17 protein-coding genes are annotated in these 18,339 nt (G+C 71.6%); 13 read left to right on the forward strand and 4 right to left on the reverse strand.

Translation table 11 applies throughout. The annotated features are described in order from the left end of the window. Window positions 1-8: 8 nt before the first annotated feature. Window positions 9-1,013, forward strand: coding sequence for a threonine ammonia-lyase (locus ABTY62_RS22225; protein WP_352131153.1), 1,005 nt, complete (start codon window positions 9-11; stop codon window positions 1,011-1,013). Between the two features lie 403 nt (window positions 1,014-1,416). On the opposite strand, the gene ABTY62_RS22235 is transcribed toward ABTY62_RS22225, so the two are convergent. Beyond that, the gene (locus tag ABTY62_RS22235; RefSeq protein ID WP_352131154.1) at window positions 1,417-2,298 is read right to left on the reverse strand and encodes an SDR family NAD(P)-dependent oxidoreductase; all 882 of its coding nucleotides are present in this window, start codon (window positions 2,296-2,298) and stop codon (window positions 1,417-1,419) included. Window positions 2,299-2,475: 177 nt separating this feature from the next. Between ABTY62_RS22235 and ABTY62_RS22240 the strand changes: the two genes are divergently transcribed. Together ABTY62_RS22240 and ABTY62_RS22245 are read left to right on the forward strand one after the other, a co-directional pair. Beyond that, window positions 2,476-3,423, forward strand: coding sequence for a LysR family transcriptional regulator (locus ABTY62_RS22240; RefSeq protein WP_352131155.1), 948 nt, complete (start codon window positions 2,476-2,478; stop codon window positions 3,421-3,423). 155 nt (window positions 3,424-3,578) lie between these two features. Next, the gene (locus ABTY62_RS22245; RefSeq protein ID WP_352131199.1) at window positions 3,579-4,817 is read left to right on the forward strand and encodes an MFS transporter; all 1,239 of its coding nucleotides are present in this window, start codon (window positions 3,579-3,581) and stop codon (window positions 4,815-4,817) included. A gap of 29 nt (window positions 4,818-4,846) precedes the next feature. Here the strand turns inward: ABTY62_RS22245 and ABTY62_RS22250 are convergent, their stop codons facing one another. From ABTY62_RS22250 to ABTY62_RS22260, 3 genes are all read right to left on the reverse strand, one after another. Further along, complete coding sequence (locus ABTY62_RS22250) at window positions 4,847-5,068, reverse strand: hypothetical protein (protein WP_352131156.1); 222 nt, start codon at window positions 5,066-5,068, stop codon at window positions 4,847-4,849. Window positions 5,069-5,331: 263 nt separating this feature from the next. Next, window positions 5,332-5,697, reverse strand: coding sequence for a hypothetical protein (locus ABTY62_RS22255; RefSeq protein ID WP_352131157.1), 366 nt, complete (start codon window positions 5,695-5,697; stop codon window positions 5,332-5,334). Between the two features lie 114 nt (window positions 5,698-5,811). Next, window positions 5,812-6,636, reverse strand: a complete 825-nt coding sequence (locus ABTY62_RS22260) for an NAD-dependent epimerase/dehydratase family protein (RefSeq protein ID WP_352131158.1) — start codon at window positions 6,634-6,636, stop codon at window positions 5,812-5,814. A gap of 234 nt (window positions 6,637-6,870) precedes the next feature. Between ABTY62_RS22260 and ABTY62_RS22265 the strand changes: the two genes are divergently transcribed. From ABTY62_RS22265 to ABTY62_RS22310, 10 genes are all read left to right on the forward strand, one after another. Beyond that, entirely contained in the window at window positions 6,871-7,881 is a 1,011-nt protein-coding gene (locus ABTY62_RS22265; protein ID WP_352131159.1) for a 5-dehydro-4-deoxyglucarate dehydratase, read from the forward strand. A gap of 22 nt (window positions 7,882-7,903) precedes the next feature. Next, on the forward strand, window positions 7,904-9,103 hold the full coding sequence (locus tag ABTY62_RS22270; protein ID WP_352131160.1) for a beta-ketoacyl-[acyl-carrier-protein] synthase family protein: 1,200 nt from the start codon (window positions 7,904-7,906) through the stop codon (window positions 9,101-9,103). Window positions 9,104-9,238: 135 nt separating this feature from the next. Continuing rightward, window positions 9,239-9,970 carry a GntR family transcriptional regulator gene (locus tag ABTY62_RS22275; protein WP_352131161.1) on the forward strand — a complete coding sequence of 244 codons (732 nt, stop codon included), beginning with the start codon at window positions 9,239-9,241 and terminating at the stop codon, window positions 9,968-9,970. A gap of 145 nt (window positions 9,971-10,115) precedes the next feature. Continuing rightward, window positions 10,116-11,018 carry a dihydrodipicolinate synthase family protein gene (locus tag ABTY62_RS22280; RefSeq protein WP_352131162.1) on the forward strand — a complete coding sequence of 301 codons (903 nt, stop codon included), beginning with the start codon at window positions 10,116-10,118 and terminating at the stop codon, window positions 11,016-11,018. Continuing rightward, on the forward strand, window positions 11,015-12,823 hold the full coding sequence (gene araD / locus ABTY62_RS22285) for an L-arabinonate dehydratase (RefSeq protein ID WP_352131163.1): 1,809 nt from the start codon (window positions 11,015-11,017) through the stop codon (window positions 12,821-12,823). The genes ABTY62_RS22280 and araD overlap by 4 nt, the downstream gene beginning before the upstream one ends. Window positions 12,824-12,924: 101 nt before the next feature. Continuing rightward, entirely contained in the window at window positions 12,925-13,851 is a 927-nt protein-coding gene (locus tag ABTY62_RS22290; RefSeq protein ID WP_311724968.1) for a carbohydrate ABC transporter permease, read from the forward strand. Continuing rightward, window positions 13,848-14,747 carry a carbohydrate ABC transporter permease gene (locus ABTY62_RS22295; protein ID WP_502997499.1) on the forward strand — a complete coding sequence of 300 codons (900 nt, stop codon included), beginning with the start codon at window positions 13,848-13,850 and terminating at the stop codon, window positions 14,745-14,747. The genes ABTY62_RS22290 and ABTY62_RS22295 overlap by 4 nt, the downstream gene beginning before the upstream one ends. Window positions 14,748-14,824: 77 nt before the next feature. Beyond that, entirely contained in the window at window positions 14,825-16,222 is a 1,398-nt protein-coding gene (locus tag ABTY62_RS22300; RefSeq protein ID WP_352131164.1) for a pectate lyase family protein, read from the forward strand. Window positions 16,223-16,231: 9 nt separating this feature from the next. After that, window positions 16,232-17,410, forward strand: a complete 1,179-nt coding sequence (locus tag ABTY62_RS22305; protein ID WP_352131165.1) for a Gfo/Idh/MocA family protein — start codon at window positions 16,232-16,234, stop codon at window positions 17,408-17,410. After that, window positions 17,407-18,291, forward strand: a complete 885-nt coding sequence (locus tag ABTY62_RS22310; RefSeq protein ID WP_352131166.1) for a DUF6807 domain-containing protein — start codon at window positions 17,407-17,409, stop codon at window positions 18,289-18,291. The genes ABTY62_RS22305 and ABTY62_RS22310 overlap by 4 nt, the downstream gene beginning before the upstream one ends. Window positions 18,292-18,339 lie beyond the last annotated feature (48 nt).

Consider the following 18,339-nt stretch of genomic DNA (forward strand, 5'->3'; position numbering starts at 1 on the left):
GATGAGTCATGACCGTAACGAGTTTGTCTCCTGACGGCATCGACGAGGCCGCCCGTCTCATCACCCCCGCCTTCCTCCACACTCCCCAGTTCTCGGACCCCTCGCTCTCCCGCGCACTCGGCCGGGACATCGTGGTCAAGGTGGAGACACTGAACCCGCTCCGGTCCTTCAAGGGCCGCGGAGCGGACCTCTTTCTGCGGCAAGTGGCGGTCGCGGGGCATGTCGTCTGCGCCTCGGCCGGAAACTTCGGCCAGGCCATGGCGTATGTCGGGCGGGCCCGCGGTATCCCGGTGACGGTGTTCGCCGCCCATGACGCCAACCCCAACAAGGTGGCGCGCATGCGGGAACTGGGCGCCGAAGTCGTGCTGTCGGGCGCCGACTTCGACGCCGCCAAGGACGCGGCCCGGGCATACGCCGGCACCCGCCCGGAGTGCGTCTTCGTGGAGGACGGCGACGAGCCGCTCATCGCGGAGGGAGCCGGCACCATCGCCGTGGAACTGGCCCCGCTCGGTCTCGACGCGATCGTGGTCCCGGTCGGCAACGGCGCGCTCATCAGCGGCATCGGTTGCTGGACGAAGGCCCGCTCACCTCGTACCCGGATCATCGGGGTGTGCGCGGCGGGCGCCCCCGCCATGGCGACGAGCTGGCGCACCGGCGTGCCCGAGACCACGGGACCGGTGCGCACCATGGCGGACGGCATCGCCGTACGGGTGCCGGTGCCCGCGGCGGTGGCCTGGATGCGCGAGGTCGTCGACGAGGTCCTCCTCGTCGAGGAGGAGGACATCCGGCGGGCGCTGCGGTTGGTGCGGGACAGCCTGGGCCTGATCCTGGAACCCTCGGGCGCGGTCGGCATCGCCGCGGCACTGCGCCACGACCTCGGTGTCGCTTCGCTGGCCACGATCCTCACCGGCGGCAATTTCTCCCCCGGCCTCCTGCGAGAGCTCGCCCCGGACCCGGCACGCACGGACCACACGGCTTCCCCGGCGGGGCCTGACCTGCCGACCCGCCCCTGAACGTCAACGACCACGAGACGTCGGCTGCTCCGGCGACGCCGGTCCGGCACCGTCGCAGGAGTACATGCCGCGGTATGCCGACGGGGTCAGTCCGCAGTGCTGGGTGAAGAGTGTGCGGAAGTTGCCCGCCGTGCCGAGACCGCTGAGGCGGGCGATCGTGTCGATTTGTCGCGTCGCTGCGTTCGAGCGGCTGCTTGGCGTGGTTGATCCGCGCCAGTTGGAGCCATTTCATCGGGGGGAGCCCGGTCTCGGCGATGAAACGGCGGATGAAGGTGCGCTCGGACAGGTGCGCGTGGCCGGCGAGGTCGCGGAGCAGGAGAGGTTCGGCCAGGTGCTCCAGCGCCCAGGTGCGGGTGTGAGGTTGCGTGATCGGCAGGACATCCCCCGCGGGCCGGCGCTGCCATCAGTCTCCGTCCGTCGGCGGCGCGAGGCGTCGGCTGAGTGTGCGGACGGCCTCGGCCAGGCGGGGGTCGGTCGCACGGCGCGGTGGTGAGAGCGGCCGGCCGTCAGGGCCGATGACGAGTCCCGGGCGGCCGGCGAGGGCGGGGTCGGTCGCAGCGGCGACCGACGAGCGGGCGGCCTGCGCCGGTGTCCCGGACGTGGTGCGCCGGAAGGCCTTGTGGACCAGCGGCCAGAAGGGCCGCAGCCAGGGGGCGACAACTCGGGACGAGGACATGGTCCCGGTGGTCATGGTGGTGACCGCGCCGCCGGGATCGGCGGCGAACACGGAGATGCCGTCGCCCTTCAGGCGCTGCCCCAGGTCCAGGGTGTAGGCGAGGTTGGCGAGCTTTGCGCGGCCGTACGCGTGGAGGCCGTAGTACCCGCCTTGCTGTTCGGCGGTGTCGATGCGGCCAGTGGGGATGCGGACCGAGCCGGAGGTGACGTTCACGACGCGGCTGGGAGCGCCGGCGCGCAGGGCGGGGAGCAGCAGCTCCGTCAGCAGGTAGGGGCTGAGATGGTTGAGCGCGAAGCTCGCCTCGATGCCGTCGGGTGTCACGCGCCGGTCGTCGAACATCGCTCCGACATTGTTGACCAGCACGCTCAGGGCACCGTCCGCCGTCACGCGGTCGGCAAGTTCCCGTACCTCCGACAGGGATGCGAGATCGGCGGTGACGAACCGGGCCTCCGTGGCGGTGCCGACGGCGTTGATGCGCTCGACGGCGCTGCCGCCCCGCGCCGCATCGCGGCCGACCACGGTCACCGCGTATCCGGCCGCGGCGAGGCCCACCGCGGTCTCCAGACCGATTCCACCAGTTCCCGCTGTGACGAGCGCGCGCCGGTTCATTGTTCCTCTTTCTCGGTGGTCGTCGATGTGCCGGACACGGTTGCGCATTTGCCGACGTGGTCATCTCCTGGCGAGTTACAGTCTGCATGAAACCTGATTACAGTCAAACTTCAACTTCGGAGAAAAGAAGCGGTGAGAGGCGCCTACCTCCCGGAACGGACATCTAGGGTGAGAGCCATGGACCTCGATCTGGCGCAGGTACACGCCTTCGTTCGCGCCGCCGAGGAGTCGCACTTCGGACGGGCGGCCGCGGGGCTGTCGATCTCGCAGCAGGCGCTGTCCAAGCGGATCGCGCGCCTGGAATCCGTGCTGGGCACCGCGCTGTTCCTGCGCACCGGCCAGGGGGTGGAGCTGACCCGCGCCGGCCACCGCTTCCTGGAACCGGCCCGGCAGACGCTGGCCGCCGCGGACCGGGCCGTGGCCGCGGCCCGGGACGAACACCGGCCGCTGCGGGTCGATGTGTGGGGCCACCTCTACGCACCGATGCGGACGCTGGCACAGGTGGCGGCGGGAAGCGACGCACCACCGCTGGAGCTCGGACACGGCCGTGATCTGCCGTCGGTGGCGGCGGCGCTGCTGCGCGGCGACATCGACGCCGCGTTCGGCCGCGTCCATCCGCCGCTGCCCGCGGGGCTCACACACCGTCTGGTACGGCTGGAGCCGGTGGACGCCGTCCTCAGCGCGGACCATCCACTGGCAGACGCGTCCGCCCTGCGGCCCGAGCAACTGCGCGGCAGCCTGCTGTGGGCCCCCGCGACACTGGACCGGCTCGACTTCCTGCACCGTTTCGCCGAGCGGTTCGGCATCCGCGACCACGCCGAGGGCACCAACCTGGGGCTGGACGGTTTCCTCGCCGACCTAGCCGCGGACCCGCGCCGCTTCTCGCTGATACCGGCCGACGTGCCGCTTCCGCACATTCCGGGGATCCGGTCCGTTCCGCTGGTCGAGCCCACGCCGCTGTACGCCTGGTCGCTGCTGTGGTGCGGCCGCGGACCCCGTCACCTGCCGGCGCTGCTGAGCGCCCTCGCGGGGGAGGCGGGGCGTAGCCGGTGGCTGGAGTACGACCCGGCCCGGGACTGGCTGCCCGAACCTCAGGCCGCATCGGGGGTCCGCCTTGACCGTTGACCTCTATGCCGCGGACACCTCGCGCAAAGTGGCCCACCGTCCTGGGCCGTGATTGTCCCTGATGCCTGGGGCGTCTGCTGCCTACCGTGGCGTGGTCAGCGATGGTGAGCGCTTTCTGAGCGGCTCCTGCCTCAAGGATCGATGTGTCGACACGAATGATCCCGCCCCCAGGGGGGCCACGGATTCTCGCTGCCGCCCAGTTGAGCAACTCCATCGGCGACGGCGTGTACTACACCTGTTCGGCGCTGTACTTCACCCGGGTCGCCGGCCTGTCGCCTGCTCGGCTCGGCCTCGGCCTGACCATCGCCTGGGCTGTCGGCTCCCTGGCCGGGGTGCCGCTCGGCCATCTCGCCGACCGGCGCGGACCGCGCACCATGGCGGTGCTGCTCGCCCTCGCCACCGCGGTGATGGTCGCTTCTTTCCTCGTCATCCGCTCGTTCGTGCCGTTCCTGCTCGTGGCCAGCCTGTACGCAACCGCCCAGTCGGGACTCGCGGCGGCCCGGCAGGCGCTGCTGGCGGGCCTCGTCGATCCGGCCGAACGCACCGGAGTGCTCGCACACATGCAGTCGACCCTCAACGCGGGGCTGGCCATTGGCGCGGCTCTCGGTGGTCTGGTCCTGAACAACGGAACCCGCACGGCCTTCCTCGCCGTCTTCGTCGTCGACGCGCTCAGCTTCCTCGTCTGCGCCCTGATCCTGCTGCGGTTGCCCGCCGTGAAGGACACTCACCGGCGCATGAACGCCGAGCCCCGACTCGCGGTGCTGCGCGACCGGCCGTACGCCGTCATCACGCTCATCAATACGGTGCTGTTGCTACGGCTGCCCCTGCTCAGCCTCGCGATCCCACTGTGGATCGCCGCCCGTACTCCCCATCTGACCTGGCTGGCATCGGCGCTCTTCGTCCTCAACACCCTTGCCGTGATGCTCTTCCAGGTCCGCACGGCACGTGCCGTCACCGATCTGCGCTCGGCATCGCGAGCCGTGCGCGGCGCGGGCGTCATCCTTCTCGCCTCATGCGCGGTCTTCGCCGTGTCGGCTGCCAGGCTCCCGGCGTGGGCCACCACGGCGGTCCTCGTCACCGCCGCGCTGCTCCAGGTCTTCGGCGAGATGAAGCAGTCCGCCGGCTCCTGGCAGATCGGCTTCGACCTGGCTCCATCCGACCAGGTGGGCCAGTATCAAGGCTTCTTCGGCACCGGTGTGGCCGTGGCGCGCACCCTCGGACCGCTGCTGGTCACCACGCTCCTCATGACCTGGGGGTTCCCCGGCTGGCTGCTGCTCGGCGGGCTCTTTCTCGGCGCCGGTTACGCGATGGGCCCGGCGGTACGGTGGGCCGAACGCGACCGCCCTCGCCCCGCGGTGGAGGCCACCGTCCCGCACAGCGACAGCCGGGCATAACGCCGGACAGCGCGCCCTGCGCGCGCCGGTCAGTGGCGGTTGCGCGGGTGGTCGCGGGCGGTGCGCTCGTTGCCCCTGCGGTAGTTGCCGGTCCAGCGCGCCATCACCTCCTGCGGATCGCCAGCGTCGGCCTCGGCGATGAACTGCGCAGCCCGGGTGCCGCGCAGGGTGGCCGCCGCCCGGCCGTTGTGGGTGATGACCACGCTGCCGTCGCCGCGCTGTCGATAGGCGAAGCCGGACGGTGCGGGCATGGGGCGCGCTCCTTTCGGCGGCCGCCGGAGAGGCATCGACCGTACCGCCGGGGAGCCGGCGGGCGCGCGTGGATTTCCGCGCTGCCTCCAGGCCCGCTGCGCCTCAACGACCACCGACACCGCATCCTCCCGCTCGGAACGACCCCCATTTTGGCGGGCCGTTCCGGGCCGGGTATCTCCGCGCGGTGGCGGCCACCGGGATCCCCATGGAACACACGATCAGTGGTCCCAATGCCATGGAGGGCGCGGCCTCGCCATCCCGGTCACGCGAGATCTGTCAGTTCTTCCGCGAACACCTGCGACAGAGGCTGCGGTCCCACGTACTGCTGGCAGTTGCACTGACCAGCCTCGTAACGCAGCGGCTTCTTGTTCTCGTCCCAAGCCGTGGGCACCTCGACGCGTTCGTGGCACCGACCCTGCTTGTCGTGTTTGGCGAGATGGTGCGTGCATCCGCACACTGGCTCCGGAGGCTTGTGTGCTGCGTCGACGGCCAAACGTTCCTGTTTCGCTGCCTCCAGCAACTGCAATTTGCGCTCATGCCGATTGCGCAGTGCAGTGCGGACGTTGTCAGCTGCCCACGCGAAGCCCCCCGTCCAAAAGACGATGAGAACCCACCAGAACCAGTCCATCCGCTGCTCCTTCCCCCTGTGCTGCTGCGGGCCAGCATAGATGGGCTCATCTTGAGCGGCTTTGCCTTGTCACGCATGCCTCAGGCGCAGGCTCTCAGTCCCAGAGCAACATCCTCAGTGCGGCCAAATAGGCGGGTTGGTGCAGAAGTGGCCGCCAAGATAAGCGTGGTCGGGGTTGCCGGGGTCGAGTTCGCCCTGCTCGGCGATGAGCTTCGCCGCGTACGGCTCCGAGTCGTCCTGCGGCTCGTAGCCGAGCGCGCGGGCTGAGGTGAGGTCCCACCACAGGCGGGTGTTGGCCGAGCTGCCGTAGACCACCGTGTAGCCGACGTCCTCCGCCGTGAGGGCCGCGTGCAGCAGCCGGGCCCCGTCGGCGGGGCTCATCCAGACCGACAGCATGCGCACCGACGTCGGCTCGGGGAAGCAGGAGCCGATGCGGATGGCGACCGTCTCGATGCCGTGCTTGTCCCAGTAGAAGGACGCCAGGTCCTCGCCGAAGGACTTCGACAGGCCGTAGAAGGTGTCCGGGCGGCGCGGGGTGTCGATGGGGATGAGGGATTCGGCGGGGACGGGGGTGGTGGCCGGGCGTGGGGTGAAGCCGATGGCGTGGTTGCTGGAGGCGAAGACGATGCGGCGGACGCCCGCCTCGCGCGCGGCCTCGTAGAGGTTGTAGGTGCCCTCGATGTTGGCCCGCAGGATCTTCTCGAACGGGGCTTCCAGGGAGATGCCCGCGAGATGGACGATCGCGTCGACCTCCTGCACGGCCTCCCGCAGCGCGTCCTTGTCGGCGAGGTCCGCGGTGATGGCGTCCGGCTCGCCCTCGATGGGCATCACATCGAAGAGACGCAGCCGGTATCCGTAGGTCGCGGGCAGCAGCTCGCGCATCAGGGTGCCCATGCCGCCGGCGGCGCCGGTGAGGAGAACGGTGCGGGGAGCGGGCATGAGGGGAACTCCTCCGTTAAGGACGGAAATTCATACATAGATGCCGTTCATGAACATGGACACGCTAGGGAGGGTGGCGGGGGTGCGTCAAGGGTCGCGGGAGAGGGGTGGTGGCGTGTTCCGGGCGACTCTCCGTGCGTGCAGCTGCCTTGACCGGCGCGGGCGGGCTGTCCTACCGTGGCTGCGTTCATGAATATAGATGACGATCAGAAACATGTACGCGCCGATGAGGTGATGGCACGTCGGCGCACAGGACAGGGAGAGCCCGTGACCTCAGCCTCAGCCTCACTCGCCGAGCGCCTCGACGGACTGCTGTTCTTCCCCGTGACCGCCTACGGGCCCGACGGCGGCCTGGACCTCGACGCGTATCGCGCGCATGTGCGCGGCGGGATCGAGGCGGGGGCGGCCGCCGTCTTCGCGTGCTGTGGCACCGGTGAGTTCCACGCGCTCACCCCCGAGGAGTACCGCGCCGCCGTCGCCGCCGCCGTCGAGGTGGCCGACGGGCGGGTGCCGGTGGTCGCCGGGGCGGGGTACGGCACCGCCCTCGCCATCCAGTACGCCGAGCTCGCCGAGGAGGCCGGGGCGGACGGGCTGCTGGCCATGCCGCCGTATCTGGTCGTCGCCTCCCAGGAGGGGCTGCTGCGGCACTACACCGCGCTCGCGGGCGCCACCGGCCTGGACGTCATCGTCTACCAGCGGGACAACGTCGTCTTCACCCCGCAGACCGTGGTCGAGCTGTCCAAGGTCCCCGGCGTCATCGGGCTCAAGGACGGCCTCGGCGACCTGGACCTGCTCCAGCGCATCGTCAGCGCGGTGCGCGCCGACGACCCCGAGGGGAAGTTCCTCTACTTCAACGGGCTGCCCACCGCCGAGCTGACCGGCCTCGCCTACCGCGGCATCGGTGTGCTGCTCTACTCCTCCGCGGTCTTCTGCTTCGCCCCCGAGATCGCCCTCGCCTACCACAAGGCCCTGCTCACGGGCGACGACGCGACGGCGAACGCCCTGGTGGACGGCTTCTACCGGCCGCTGGTCGAGCTGCGCAACCAGGGGCGCGGCTACGCCGTCTCGCTGGTCAAGGCGGGCGTGCGGCTGCGCGGGCTGGACGTCGGTGAGGTACGTTCGCCGCTGTGCGAGCCCAGCCCCGAGCACCTCAAGGAGCTGGCCGAGCTGATCGAGCGCGGCCTGGCCCTGGTCCCCGGGGATGCCGCCACCACCGTCACCGTCACCGAAGTCACCGAAGCCTGACGACCCCGAGGGGGAAACCGCGTTGAAAGCCTCCGCCTTCGTCTACCCCTGGGACGTCGTCGGCGACCCCGACGCCGCCCGCCGCATCGCCGATCTCGGGGTCCAGCAGGTCACCCTCGCCTCGGCGTACCACTCCACCCGCGCGCTGACCCCGCGCCACCCGCGCCACCGCATCGTCACCGCCCGCCACGCCGCCGTCCTCTACCCGCCGGACCCGGAGCGCTGGGCGGGCCGCCCGCTGCGCCCGTACGAGCAGTCCTGGGTGGACGGCGCCGACCCGTACGGCGAGGCGGCCGGCGCCCTCGCGGACGCCGGGCTCGAGGTGCACTCCTGGGTGGTCCTCGCGCACAACTCCCGCATGGGCGACGAGCTGCCGCACACCTCCGTGCGCAACGCCTACGGCGACCGCTACCCCTGGGCGCCCTGCATCGCGCGCCCCGAGGTGCGCTCGTACGTGGTCGACCTGGCCGCCGAGGCGGCTGCGCGGCCCGGCACCCGCGGCACCGAGCTGGAGTCCTGCGGCTGGTACGGGGTCACCCACCTGCACGCGCACGACAAGATCGGCGGGGTGCCGCTCGGCGGCGCCGCCCAGTACCTGATGTCGCTGTGCTTCTGCGACAGCTGCCGCGCGGGCTACACCTCGCTCGGCGCCGACCCGGACGAGCTGCGGCAGGCGGTGCTGCGCGCCCTGGGACCGGTGTGGTCGGGGGAGGCGGTCCAGGGTGGCGGCGACCGGGCCGCCGAGTGGGCCGAGGTCGAGAAGCTGCTCGGCGCCGACCACGCGGCCACGTTCGCCACCTGGCGCGACCGGGTCGCGGCCGAGCTCCAGCGGGACGCCGTCGCGGCCGTACGGGAGGCGGCCGACGGGGCGTTCCGGGTGCTGCTGCACGCCGACCCGGCGCCCCACCGCTTCGGCGCCAACGTCGGGGTGGACCCGGCCGGCATCCTCGGCCACGCCGATGGCGTCGTGCTGCCCTGCACCGGGAACGACGCGGCGCGGGCCGATGTGCTGACCCCCTTCGCCCCGCACGCGACCGAGCGCACCACCCTGGCGGCGAACTTCACCGTCGTCACCGGCATGGGCGGCAGCCCCGCCACGCTCGAATCCGACGCCACGCACGCGATCGGGCTCGGCGCGAACGAAATCCGTCTCTACCACGCGGGACTGGCCTCCGACGCGGATCTCGCGGCGGTGCGCGCCGCCCTCGAACGGCTTCCCTGACGCTCGGTCAAATCTCAAGGGCCGCCCCGGGTTTTTTGTCAGAAGCATTGACGAAGCTTTGGGGCGGTCCTAATTTCATCGCGTCGTACTTCGTACGTCATATATGAGACGCGATATGTGAGATCTGAGAGCCCTATGGACATTGCGCCGAGCCCGATCCCCTCCCGTACGCAATATGTGCTGGAGGCGGTCAAGCACGCCATCCTCACCGGACAGCTGCGGCCCGGCCAGCCCCTCGTCGAGACCGAGCTGGCCGCGCAGTTCGGCGTCTCCAAGACCCCGGTACGCGAGGCCCTCAAGACCCTCGCCGGCCGCGGGCTCGTCGTGATGAGCGAGTACAAGGGCGCGACCGTACGCACCGTCGACACCGCCATGGCCCACGCCGTCTACGACGTGCGCCTGCTGCTGGAGCCCGAGGCGCTGCGCCGCACCGTCACCACCCGCGCCGACCTGGCCGGCGCGAGCGCGGCCCTGGAGCGCTCCGCCGCCGCGGCCGACCCGGCCGGCCGGTCGCTGGCGAACCGCGACTTCCACCGCGCGCTGTATCTGCCCTGCGGCAACCCGCTGCTGGCCGGGATGCTCGACGAACTGCGCGACCAGGCCGCTCTCGTCTCCGCCATCGCCTGGCAGGCCGTCCCGTCCTGGGAGCGGGAGGCGGACGAGCACCGCGAGATCCTGGCCCGCGCGCTCGACGGCGACGCGGACGGCGCTGCCGCCGCCCTGCACCACCACATCGCCTCCTTCGTCCGGCGCGCGTTCCCGGGAGTCCCGGAAACGCCCGGAGTCCCGGAAACGCCGGGAGTCCCGGGAGCTCCGGGAAGCCCGGCGGCCCCGGACACCGCCCGGGCCGCGGAGGCGGCCCCCTAGACCGCGTGGGCGCGTGCGATGAGGGGACGGTCCCGCACGCGCCCACGCGCCTCACCCCCACCCGCCACCGTCCCCAGCCCAGCAGGCCCAACCGGCCACCGGCCCGACCAGCCGTACCGGCTCGACCAGAAGGGACAGGCACCGTATGGACTACTCACCACTGAGGGCGGCGCTCGCTGACGTCGTGGCGATCCCGGTGACTCCGTACGACGCCGAGGGCGCCGTGGAGCAGGACACCTACCGCGCACTGCTGCGCAGGCTCCTGGACGGCGGGGTCAAGGCCGTCACCCCCAATGGCAACACCGGCGAGTTCTACGCCCTCACCCTCGCCGAGCGCCGCTTAGTCACCGAGCTGACGGTGGAGGAGACCGGCGACCGGGCCGCCGTCCTCGTCGGCGTCGGCCACGACGTGGCCACCGCGGTCGAGGCCGCCCGGCACGCCCGGGAGGCGGGCGCCGGGATGGTGATGGTGCACCAGCCCGTGCACCCGTACGTCTCCCAGGACGGCTGGGTCGACTACCACCGCGCCATCGCCGAGGCCGTCCCCGAGCTGGGCGTGGTGCCGTATCTGCGCAACCCGCTGATCGAGGGCGCCGCCGTCGCCCGGCTCGGCGAGGCCTGCCCCAACGTCATCGGCGTCAAGTACGCGGTGCCGGACGCCGCCCGCTTCGCCGCCGTCGCCCGCGAGGCGGGGCTCGACCGGTTCGTGTGGGTGGCCGGGCTCGCCGAGCTGTACGCGCCCTCGTACTGGGCCGTCGGCGCCACCGGCTTCACCTCCGGGCTGGTCAACGTCGCCCCGAAGGTCTCGCTCGACATGCTGGGCGCGCTGCGCGCCGGGGACTACGCGGGCGCGATGAAGGTGTGGGAGCAGATCCGGCCGTTCGAAGACCTGCGCGCCGCCCACCAGTCGGCGAACAACGTCAGCGTCGTCAAGGAAGCGCTTGCCGCGCTCGGCCTGTGCCGCCGCGACATCCGCCCGCCCAGCAGCCCGCTGCCCGAGTCGCAGCGCGCCGAGGTCGCCGCGCTCGTCCAGGGGTGGGGGATATGACGCCCTCCGCGACCCCGCAGACTCCCGCGACTCCCGAGGCCCCCGAGGCGACCCCCGAGACCTCCCCGGCCCCCGGGACTCCCCGGAGAAAGACGCCCGAGGAGCTGCGCAGCCACCAGTGGTACGGCACCGGCGGCCTGCGCTCCTTCAGCCACCGCGCCCGCACCCGCCAGCTCGGCTTCCTCCCCGAGGAGCACCTGGGCAAGCCGGTCATCGCGATCCTCAACACCTGGAGCGACATCAACCCCTGCCACGTCCATCTGCGCGACCGCGCGCAGGCGGTCAAGCGCGGGGTGTGGCAGGCCGGCGGCTTCCCGCTGGAATTCCCGGTGTCGACGCTCTCGGAGACCTTCCAGAAGCCGACCCCCATGCTCTACCGCAACCTCCTCGCCATGGAGACCGAGGAGCTGCTGCGCTCCTACCCGGTGGACGGCGCGGTCCTCATGGGCGGCTGCGACAAGAGCACCCCCGCGCTGCTGATGGGGGCCGCCACCGCCGACCTGCCGACCGTCTTCGTGCCGGCCGGGCCGATGCTGCCGGGCCACTGGCGCAACGAGGTGCTGGGCTCGGGCACCGACATGTGGAAGTACTGGGACGACAAGCGGGCCGGGCTCATCGGCGACTGCGAGATGTCCGAGCTGGAGAGCGGACTGGCCCGCTCGCCCGGCCACTGCATGACCATGGGCACCGCCTCGACGCTGACGGCCGCCGCCGAGGTGCTGGGCGTCACCGTCCCCGGCGCCTCCTCCATCCCGGCCGTCGACTCCGGGCACGAACGGATGGCCGCGGCCTCGGGGCTGCGCGTCGTCGAACTGGTCTGGCAGGACCTCAGGCTCTCCAGGATCCTCACCCCTGAGGCCTACGAGGACGCGGTCGCCACCGTCCTCGCCCTCGGCGGCTCCACCAACGCCGTGATCCACCTCATCGCCATGGCCGGGCGGTCCGGGGTGCGGCTCACGCTCGACGACTTCGACCGGATCGCCCGCACCGTCCCGGTGCTCGCCGACCTCCGCCCCGGCGGCCGCTTCCTGATGGAGGACTTCCACTTCGCGGGCGGCCTGCCCGGCTTCCTCGGCCGGTTGACCGACACCCTGCACCTGGACCGCCCGACCGTCGCCCACACCAGCCTGCGCGAACAGCTCGACGGCGCACTCGTGCACAACCCCGAGGTGATCCGGCCGCTGGACAACCCGCGGGCGAGCGAGGGCGGGGTGGCGGTGCTGCGCGGCAATCTGTGCCCGGACGGCGCGGTCATCAAGCACATCGCCTGCGAGCAGCACCTGCTCGAGCACACCGGCCCCGCCGTCGTCTTCGACGACTACAAGACGATGCAGGCCACCATCAACGACCCCGAACTCGGCATCACCGAGGACAGCGTGCTGGTGCTGCGCAACGCCGGCCCGCTCGGCGGCCCCGGGATGCCCGAGTACGGCATGCTGCCGATCCCCGACCACCTCCTCAAGAAGGGGGTGCGGGACATGGTCCGCATCTCCGACGCGCGGATGAGCGGGACGAGTTACGGCGCCTGTGTGCTGCACATCGCGCCCGAGTCGTACGTCGGCGGGCCGCTCGCCCTCGTCCGCACGGGCGACCTGATCACTCTCGACGTCGGGGCGCGCACCCTGCGCCTGGAGGTCGACGACGCCGAGCTGGAGCGGCGCCGGGCGGCCTGGACACCGCCGCCGCCCCGGTACACCCGCGGCTACGGCGCGCTGTACCAGGAACAGATGACCCAGGCCGACACCGGCTGCGACTTCCGCTTCCTCGCCGCCCCTGGCGCGGACCCCGAGCCATACGCAGGCTGACACCCCCTCTGAGCAGCTGTTTTTTTGCACGACATGCCGAACGACATTCGGTAAGCGCTTCACCCGCCCGACCGTGCACCCCTGAGAACGGAGAAGCAGTCATGGCCGACGCCGTGGCGAAACCACCCCGGGTCACCCGGCGCCGAACCGGAGGCTCCACCCGCCGCCTCCCGTATCTGCTGATCGCCCCCGCCGGGCTGTTGATGCTGGGCTTCATCGCCTATCCGATGTTCAGCGTCCTCTACTACAGCCTTCAGAACTACAACGTCACCAAGCCCTGGCGGAACGGCTACGCGGGCCTGGACAACTTCACCAAGATCTTCACCGACGACCCGCAGTTCTGGGACGCCCTCGCCTTCAGCGGCAAATGGGTCGTCACCGAGGTGCTGTTGCAGCTGGTCCTCGGCCTCGCGCTCGCCCTGCTGGTCAACCAGACCTTCATCGGCCGCGGCATCGCCCGTGCCCTGGTCTTCTCGCCCTGGGCCGTCTCCGGGGTGCTGACCACCACCATCTGGATGCTGCTCTACAACCCGTCCACCGGCATCAGCCGCTATCTCGCGGACGCGGGGATCGGCAGCTACGGCACCTCGGTGCTCTCCGACACCGGCACCGTCTTCTGGGCGGCCGTCCTCGCCGAACTGTGGCGCGGCGTGCCGTTCTTCGCCATCCTCATCCTGGCCGACCTCCAGTCCATCCCGAAGGACCTGTACGAGGCGGCCTCGGTCGACGGCGCGGGGCGGGCGCGGCAGTTCCTGCACATCACCCTGCCGCACCTGAAGGACGCGATCATCCTCTCCACGCTGCTGCGCGGGGTGTGGGAGTTCAACAACGTCGACCTGCTCTACACCCTCACCGGCGGCGGCCCGGCCGGGCAGACCACCACCCTCCCGCTGTACGTCGCCAACACCGGTATCGACGGGCACGACTTCGGCTACGCCTCCGCGCTGACCACCGTCGCCTTCGTGATCCTTCTCTTCTGCTCGATCCTCTATCTGCGCCTGAGCAAGTTCGGAGGCGACAACAAGTGACCACCGCACTCGCGGAGAAGGGCCTCGCCCCCGCCCCCGAAGCCCTTCCGGACACGGGCAGGGGCAGGAAGCGCGGGCGCGGGATCGACCAGGGCGTGCCGCGCTGGCAGATCTATCTGCCGCTGGCCCTGTATCTGCTCTTCACCCTGATCCCGTTCTACTGGATGCTGCTGTTCGCGCTGCGCCCGGCGGGCTCCACCTCGCTGGTGCCGTGGCCGATGACGGGCGAGCACTTCGCCAAGGTCTGGAACGAGCGAAGCTTCGGCATCTTCTTCCAGAACAGCATGATCGTCGGAGTCTGCTCGCTGGTGATGACCACGGTGGTCGCCCTGGCCGGCGGCTACGCGCTGGCGCGCTTCGAATTCAAGATCAAAAAGGCGTTCATGCTGGCGCTGCTGGCCTCGCAGTTCATTCCTGGCGCGCTGATGCTGGTCCCGCTCTTCGAGATCTTCAAGAACCTTCAGATGATCAACTCACTGGGGAGTGTGGTCATCGCGGAGACGGTCTTCCAGCTGCCGCTGTCCATGATCCTCATCAGCGGCTTCATCAGGAACGTGCCGGTGTCCCTGGAGGAACAGGCATGGGTGGACGGCTGCGGCCGCTTCCGCGCCTTCTGCGCGGTGGTGCTGCCGCTGCTGCGGCCCGGGCTGATCGCGGTGGGCTCCTTCGCCTTCGTCCACAGCTGGAACCACTTCCTGTTCGCCCTGATGTTCCTCAGCTCCCAGGACAAGCAGACCATCCCGGTCGGCCTCAACACGCTCATCGGGGCGGACAGCGTCGACCTGGGCGCCCTGGCGGCGGGCGGTGTGATCGCGGCCGTCCCGGTCGTCATCGTGTTCGCCTTCATCCAGAAGTGGCTGATCACCGGCTTCAGCGCGGGCGCGGTCAAGGGCTAGGCGCCGGGCCGTAACGCCGCCGATCGGCGGCTCGTGGCCGATCGGAGTACGACTCTCGCGGACAAGGAGGTCCGAAGATGGGCATGGCGCACCCCCAGGGACGGGGGGTTCCAGCGATATCGCGCGCGGCGCGCTCGGGGTGGACCCGGCTCGGCATCGCGGCCCTGGCGGCCGTCGGGCTGGTCGGGTTGGCCCTGCCCGCCGGCGCACAGGCCGAGCCGCCCGCCCCCGGCCGTGACCCCGCCCCCGCCCCCGGCCGTGACCTGGGGCGCGAGGTGCTCGGGGCGGACGACGGCTGGGCGGCGGAGGGCGCCGGGACCACCGGCGGCGCCGCGGCCGACGACGCGCAGGTGTTCACCGTACGGACCCGGGCGCAGCTCGCCGCCGCGCTCGACGGCGGCAGCCCCGTACCGAAGATCATCTACGTCCGGGGGGCCATCGACGCCAACACCGACGCCCAGGGGCGCGCGCTGAGCTGCGCGGACTACGCCACCGACGGCTACACCACCGAGAAGTACCTCGCCGCCTACGACCCCGGGAGCTGGGGCGGCCAGAAGCCCTCCGGGCCGCAGGAGGAGGCGCGCGCCGCCTCCGCCGCGCGCCAGGCCGAGCGGGTCGAGCTGGCCGTCGGCTCCAACACCACCCTCGTCGGCCTCGGCCGGGACGCCGTCCTCAAGGGCGCGAGCCTCCAGGTCAAGGACGCCTCCAACGTCATCATCCGCAACCTCGAACTGCGCGACGCCTACGACTGCTTCCCGGTCTGGCAGCCCAACACCGGCGGCCTCGGGGACTGGAAGACCGCGTACGACACCATCTGGCTGCGCGGCGCGACCCACGTCTGGGTCGACCATGTCACCCTCAGCGACAAGGGACACCCCGACGCCGCCGAGCCCACCTACTTCGGCCGCAACTACCTGCGCCACGACGGACTGCTGGACATCACTAACGGCTCGGACCTGGTGACCGTCTCCTGGAGCCGGTTCGCCGACCACGACAAGGCCATGCTCATCGGCAACGGCGACAACGTCACCACGGACCGCGGCAAGCTGCGCGTCACCCTCCACCACAACAGCTTCAAGGGCGTCGTCCAGCGCGCCCCGCGGGTCCGCTACGGCCAGGTGCACGTGTACAACAACGCCTACCAGGTCCCCGAGGGCACCGACTACCGCTACTCGTGGGGCGTGTCCACCGAGTCGCGGATCTACGCCGAGAACAACGCGTTCACCACGCCCGGCCATGTCGAGGCCGCCGACCTGGTCAAGAGCTGGAACGGCAGCGCCCTGCACCAGAAGGGCAGCGAGTTCAACGGCTACCCCGTCGACCTGCTGGCCATCCACAACTCGTACAACTCCGGCAGCGAGCGAGACCTTGACCCCGACGTGGGCTGGACCCCCGCCCTGCACGGCCGGATCGACAGCGCCGCGAAGGCGGCCCGGGACGTGGCGCGCGGCGCGGGCGCCGGACGGATCGGGTGAGAGGCGACCATGGAACCCATCCCCCTCGTCCTCGCCGGGGCCCGCGGCCACGGGCACTGGCACCTGGACAACATCCGGCGGCTCACCGCCCAGGGCCTGGTCCGGCTCGCCGGAGTCTGTGAACTCACCCCCCTGACCGCCGAAGAGCTCGGCGACGGCCTCGGCACCCCCGAGCAGTCCGCCGACCTCGCCGACCTGGTGACCCGCACGGGCGCGCGGATCGCCATCATCTGCACCCCCATCCACACCCACGCCGACCTCGCCCTCGCCGCGGCCGGGCGCGGCGCCCACCTGCTGCTGGAGAAGCCCCCCACGCCCTCCTGCGCCGAGTTCACCCGCATGACCGAGGGCCTGCGCGAACTCGGCACCGCCTGCCAGATCGGCTTCCAGTCGCTCGGCTCCCACGCGCTGACCGCGATCCGGAAACTCATCGCCGACGGCGCCATCGGAGAGGTCACCGGCATCGGCGCGGCCGGCGCCTGGGCGCGCGACGAGAGCTACTACACCCGCGCCCCCTGGGCCGGACACCGCTCCCTCGACGGCCGGGACGTCATCGACGGCGTGCTCACCAACCCGCTCGCCCACGCCGTCGCCACCGCCCTGCGCATCGACGGCGCCGACCGCGCCGAGGACATCGAATCCATCGAACTGGAGCTGTTCCGGGCCAACGACATCGAGGCCGACGACACCTCCTGCGTACGGCTCCGCACCGCCCGCTCTGCCGGCTCGGGCACTGTCACCGTCGCCGCCACGCTCTGCGCCGAGCGGCCCGGCGAGCCGTACGTCCTGATCCACGGCGACCGCGGCCGGATCACCTTCTGGTACAAGCTGGACCGGGTGCTGCTGGAGCGCCCGGGACACGAGCCGGAGACGACCGACCACGGCCGGACCGACCTCCTGGAGAACCTCGCCGCGCATCTGCGCGACGGCACCGAACTGCTCGTCCCCCCGCAGCGCACCGGCGCGTTCATGCGCGTCGTCGAAGCCATTCGCACCGCCCCCGATCCGGTCCGGCTCCCCGCGGACGCCTGGCGCACCGAGCCGGGCGTCGGCGCGGCGCCCTCGGCGAAACGCCGCGTCGTGCCGGGCATCGACAGCCTGGTCACCGCCGGCGCGGAACGCCTCGCCCTCTACTCGGAACTGCGCGCCCCCTGGGCCGCACCCCCCGCGGAGGTCCCCCACCGATGAACGGTTCCCTGCCCAACCGGCCCCCCTGCACCGTGCTGCGCTGCGACGGGCGCCCCGTCGGCACCTACACCCACCGACCGCAACTGCCCGAAGGCCTCTCCCCCCGCCCCTATCTGCACCCCGTACGGACCCTGTCGGGCATCACCGTCACCGAGTCGCGCCCCGCCGACCACCCGCACCACCTCGGCGTCGGCATGGCTGTTCCGGACGTGGCCGGGCGCAACTTCTGGGGCGGCCGCACCTATGTGCGCGGACAGGGCCCCACCGAGCTGGACAACCACGGCTCGCAGCGCCACCTCGGCTGGCTGCTGCGCGACCCGGACGGCTTCGTGGAGGAGCTGTCCTGGGTCGCGGGCGGCCGGCAGATCCTGCTGGAGCGGCGCACGGTCGCGGTGCGCACCGTCTCCCACGGCGCCGACGGCTGCTGGGCGCTCGACTTCACCACCGCCCTCACCAACGTCACGGGGGAGACCGTCACCATCGGCAGCCCGGCCACCAACGGCCGCCCCGGCGCGGGCTACGGCGGCTTCTTCTGGCGCGCGCCGCGCCGCGCCGAGCCGCCGCGGGTCTTCAGCGCGGACGGCGGCGAGGGCGAGGCCGCGGTGCACGGGCGGCCCTCGGACTGGCTGGCGCTCGCGGCCGAGGACTGGACGCTGGTGTTCGCCGGGGCGACCGGCGACACCCGCGCCGACCCCTGGTTCGTACGCACCGGCGACTACCCGGGCGTGGGCTCGGCCCTCGCCTGGGACCGGCGGCTGGCCATCGCCGCCGCCGACACCGTCACCCGGCGCATCGTCACCGCGGTCGCCGACGGCCGCCTCGACCGCGAGGCGGCGGCCCGTATCGGGGCACAGCTGTCCGACAAGGGAGCGACCGTATGAGCGGCCGCGCACGCGGCCGCCGGGCCGCGGCCGGCGGCGACAGCGGCA

The sequence above is a fragment of the Streptomyces sp. NPDC097640 genome (assembly GCF_040302705.1).
In the GTDB taxonomy this organism is placed as follows: Bacteria; Actinomycetota; Actinomycetes; order Streptomycetales; family Streptomycetaceae; genus Streptomyces.

Excerpts from the sequence above, each read along its gene's own strand:
- ABTY62_RS22275 (WP_352131161.1), top strand. The coding sequence starts at position 9,239 with ATGGACATTGCGCCGAGCCCGATCCCCTCCCGTACGCAATATGTGCTG.
- ABTY62_RS22290 (WP_311724968.1), top strand. The coding sequence starts at position 12,925 with ATGGCCGACGCCGTGGCGAAACCACCCCGGGTCACCCGGCGCCGAACC.
- ABTY62_RS22280 (WP_352131162.1), top strand. The coding sequence starts at position 10,116 with ATGGACTACTCACCACTGAGGGCGGCGCTCGCTGACGTCGTGGCGATC.
- ABTY62_RS22235 (WP_352131154.1), bottom strand. The coding sequence starts at position 2,298 with ATGAACCGGCGCGCGCTCGTCACAGCGGGAACTGGTGGAATCGGTCTG.
- ABTY62_RS22310 (WP_352131166.1), top strand. The coding sequence starts at position 17,407 with ATGAACGGTTCCCTGCCCAACCGGCCCCCCTGCACCGTGCTGCGCTGC.
- ABTY62_RS22240 (WP_352131155.1), top strand. The coding sequence starts at position 2,476 with ATGGACCTCGATCTGGCGCAGGTACACGCCTTCGTTCGCGCCGCCGAG.
- ABTY62_RS22255 (WP_352131157.1), bottom strand. The coding sequence starts at position 5,697 with ATGGACTGGTTCTGGTGGGTTCTCATCGTCTTTTGGACGGGGGGCTTC.
- ABTY62_RS22250 (WP_352131156.1), bottom strand. The coding sequence starts at position 5,068 with ATGCCCGCACCGTCCGGCTTCGCCTATCGACAGCGCGGCGACGGCAGC.
- ABTY62_RS22300 (WP_352131164.1), top strand. The coding sequence starts at position 14,825 with ATGGGCATGGCGCACCCCCAGGGACGGGGGGTTCCAGCGATATCGCGC.
- ABTY62_RS22245 (WP_352131199.1), top strand. The coding sequence starts at position 3,579 with ATGATCCCGCCCCCAGGGGGGCCACGGATTCTCGCTGCCGCCCAGTTG.
- ABTY62_RS22265 (WP_352131159.1), top strand. The coding sequence starts at position 6,871 with ATGGCACGTCGGCGCACAGGACAGGGAGAGCCCGTGACCTCAGCCTCA.
- ABTY62_RS22260 (WP_352131158.1), bottom strand. The coding sequence starts at position 6,636 with ATGCCCGCTCCCCGCACCGTTCTCCTCACCGGCGCCGCCGGCGGCATG.
- ABTY62_RS22305 (WP_352131165.1), top strand. The coding sequence starts at position 16,232 with ATGGAACCCATCCCCCTCGTCCTCGCCGGGGCCCGCGGCCACGGGCAC.
- ABTY62_RS22225 (WP_352131153.1), top strand. The coding sequence starts at position 9 with ATGACCGTAACGAGTTTGTCTCCTGACGGCATCGACGAGGCCGCCCGT.
- araD (WP_352131163.1), top strand. The coding sequence starts at position 11,015 with ATGACGCCCTCCGCGACCCCGCAGACTCCCGCGACTCCCGAGGCCCCC.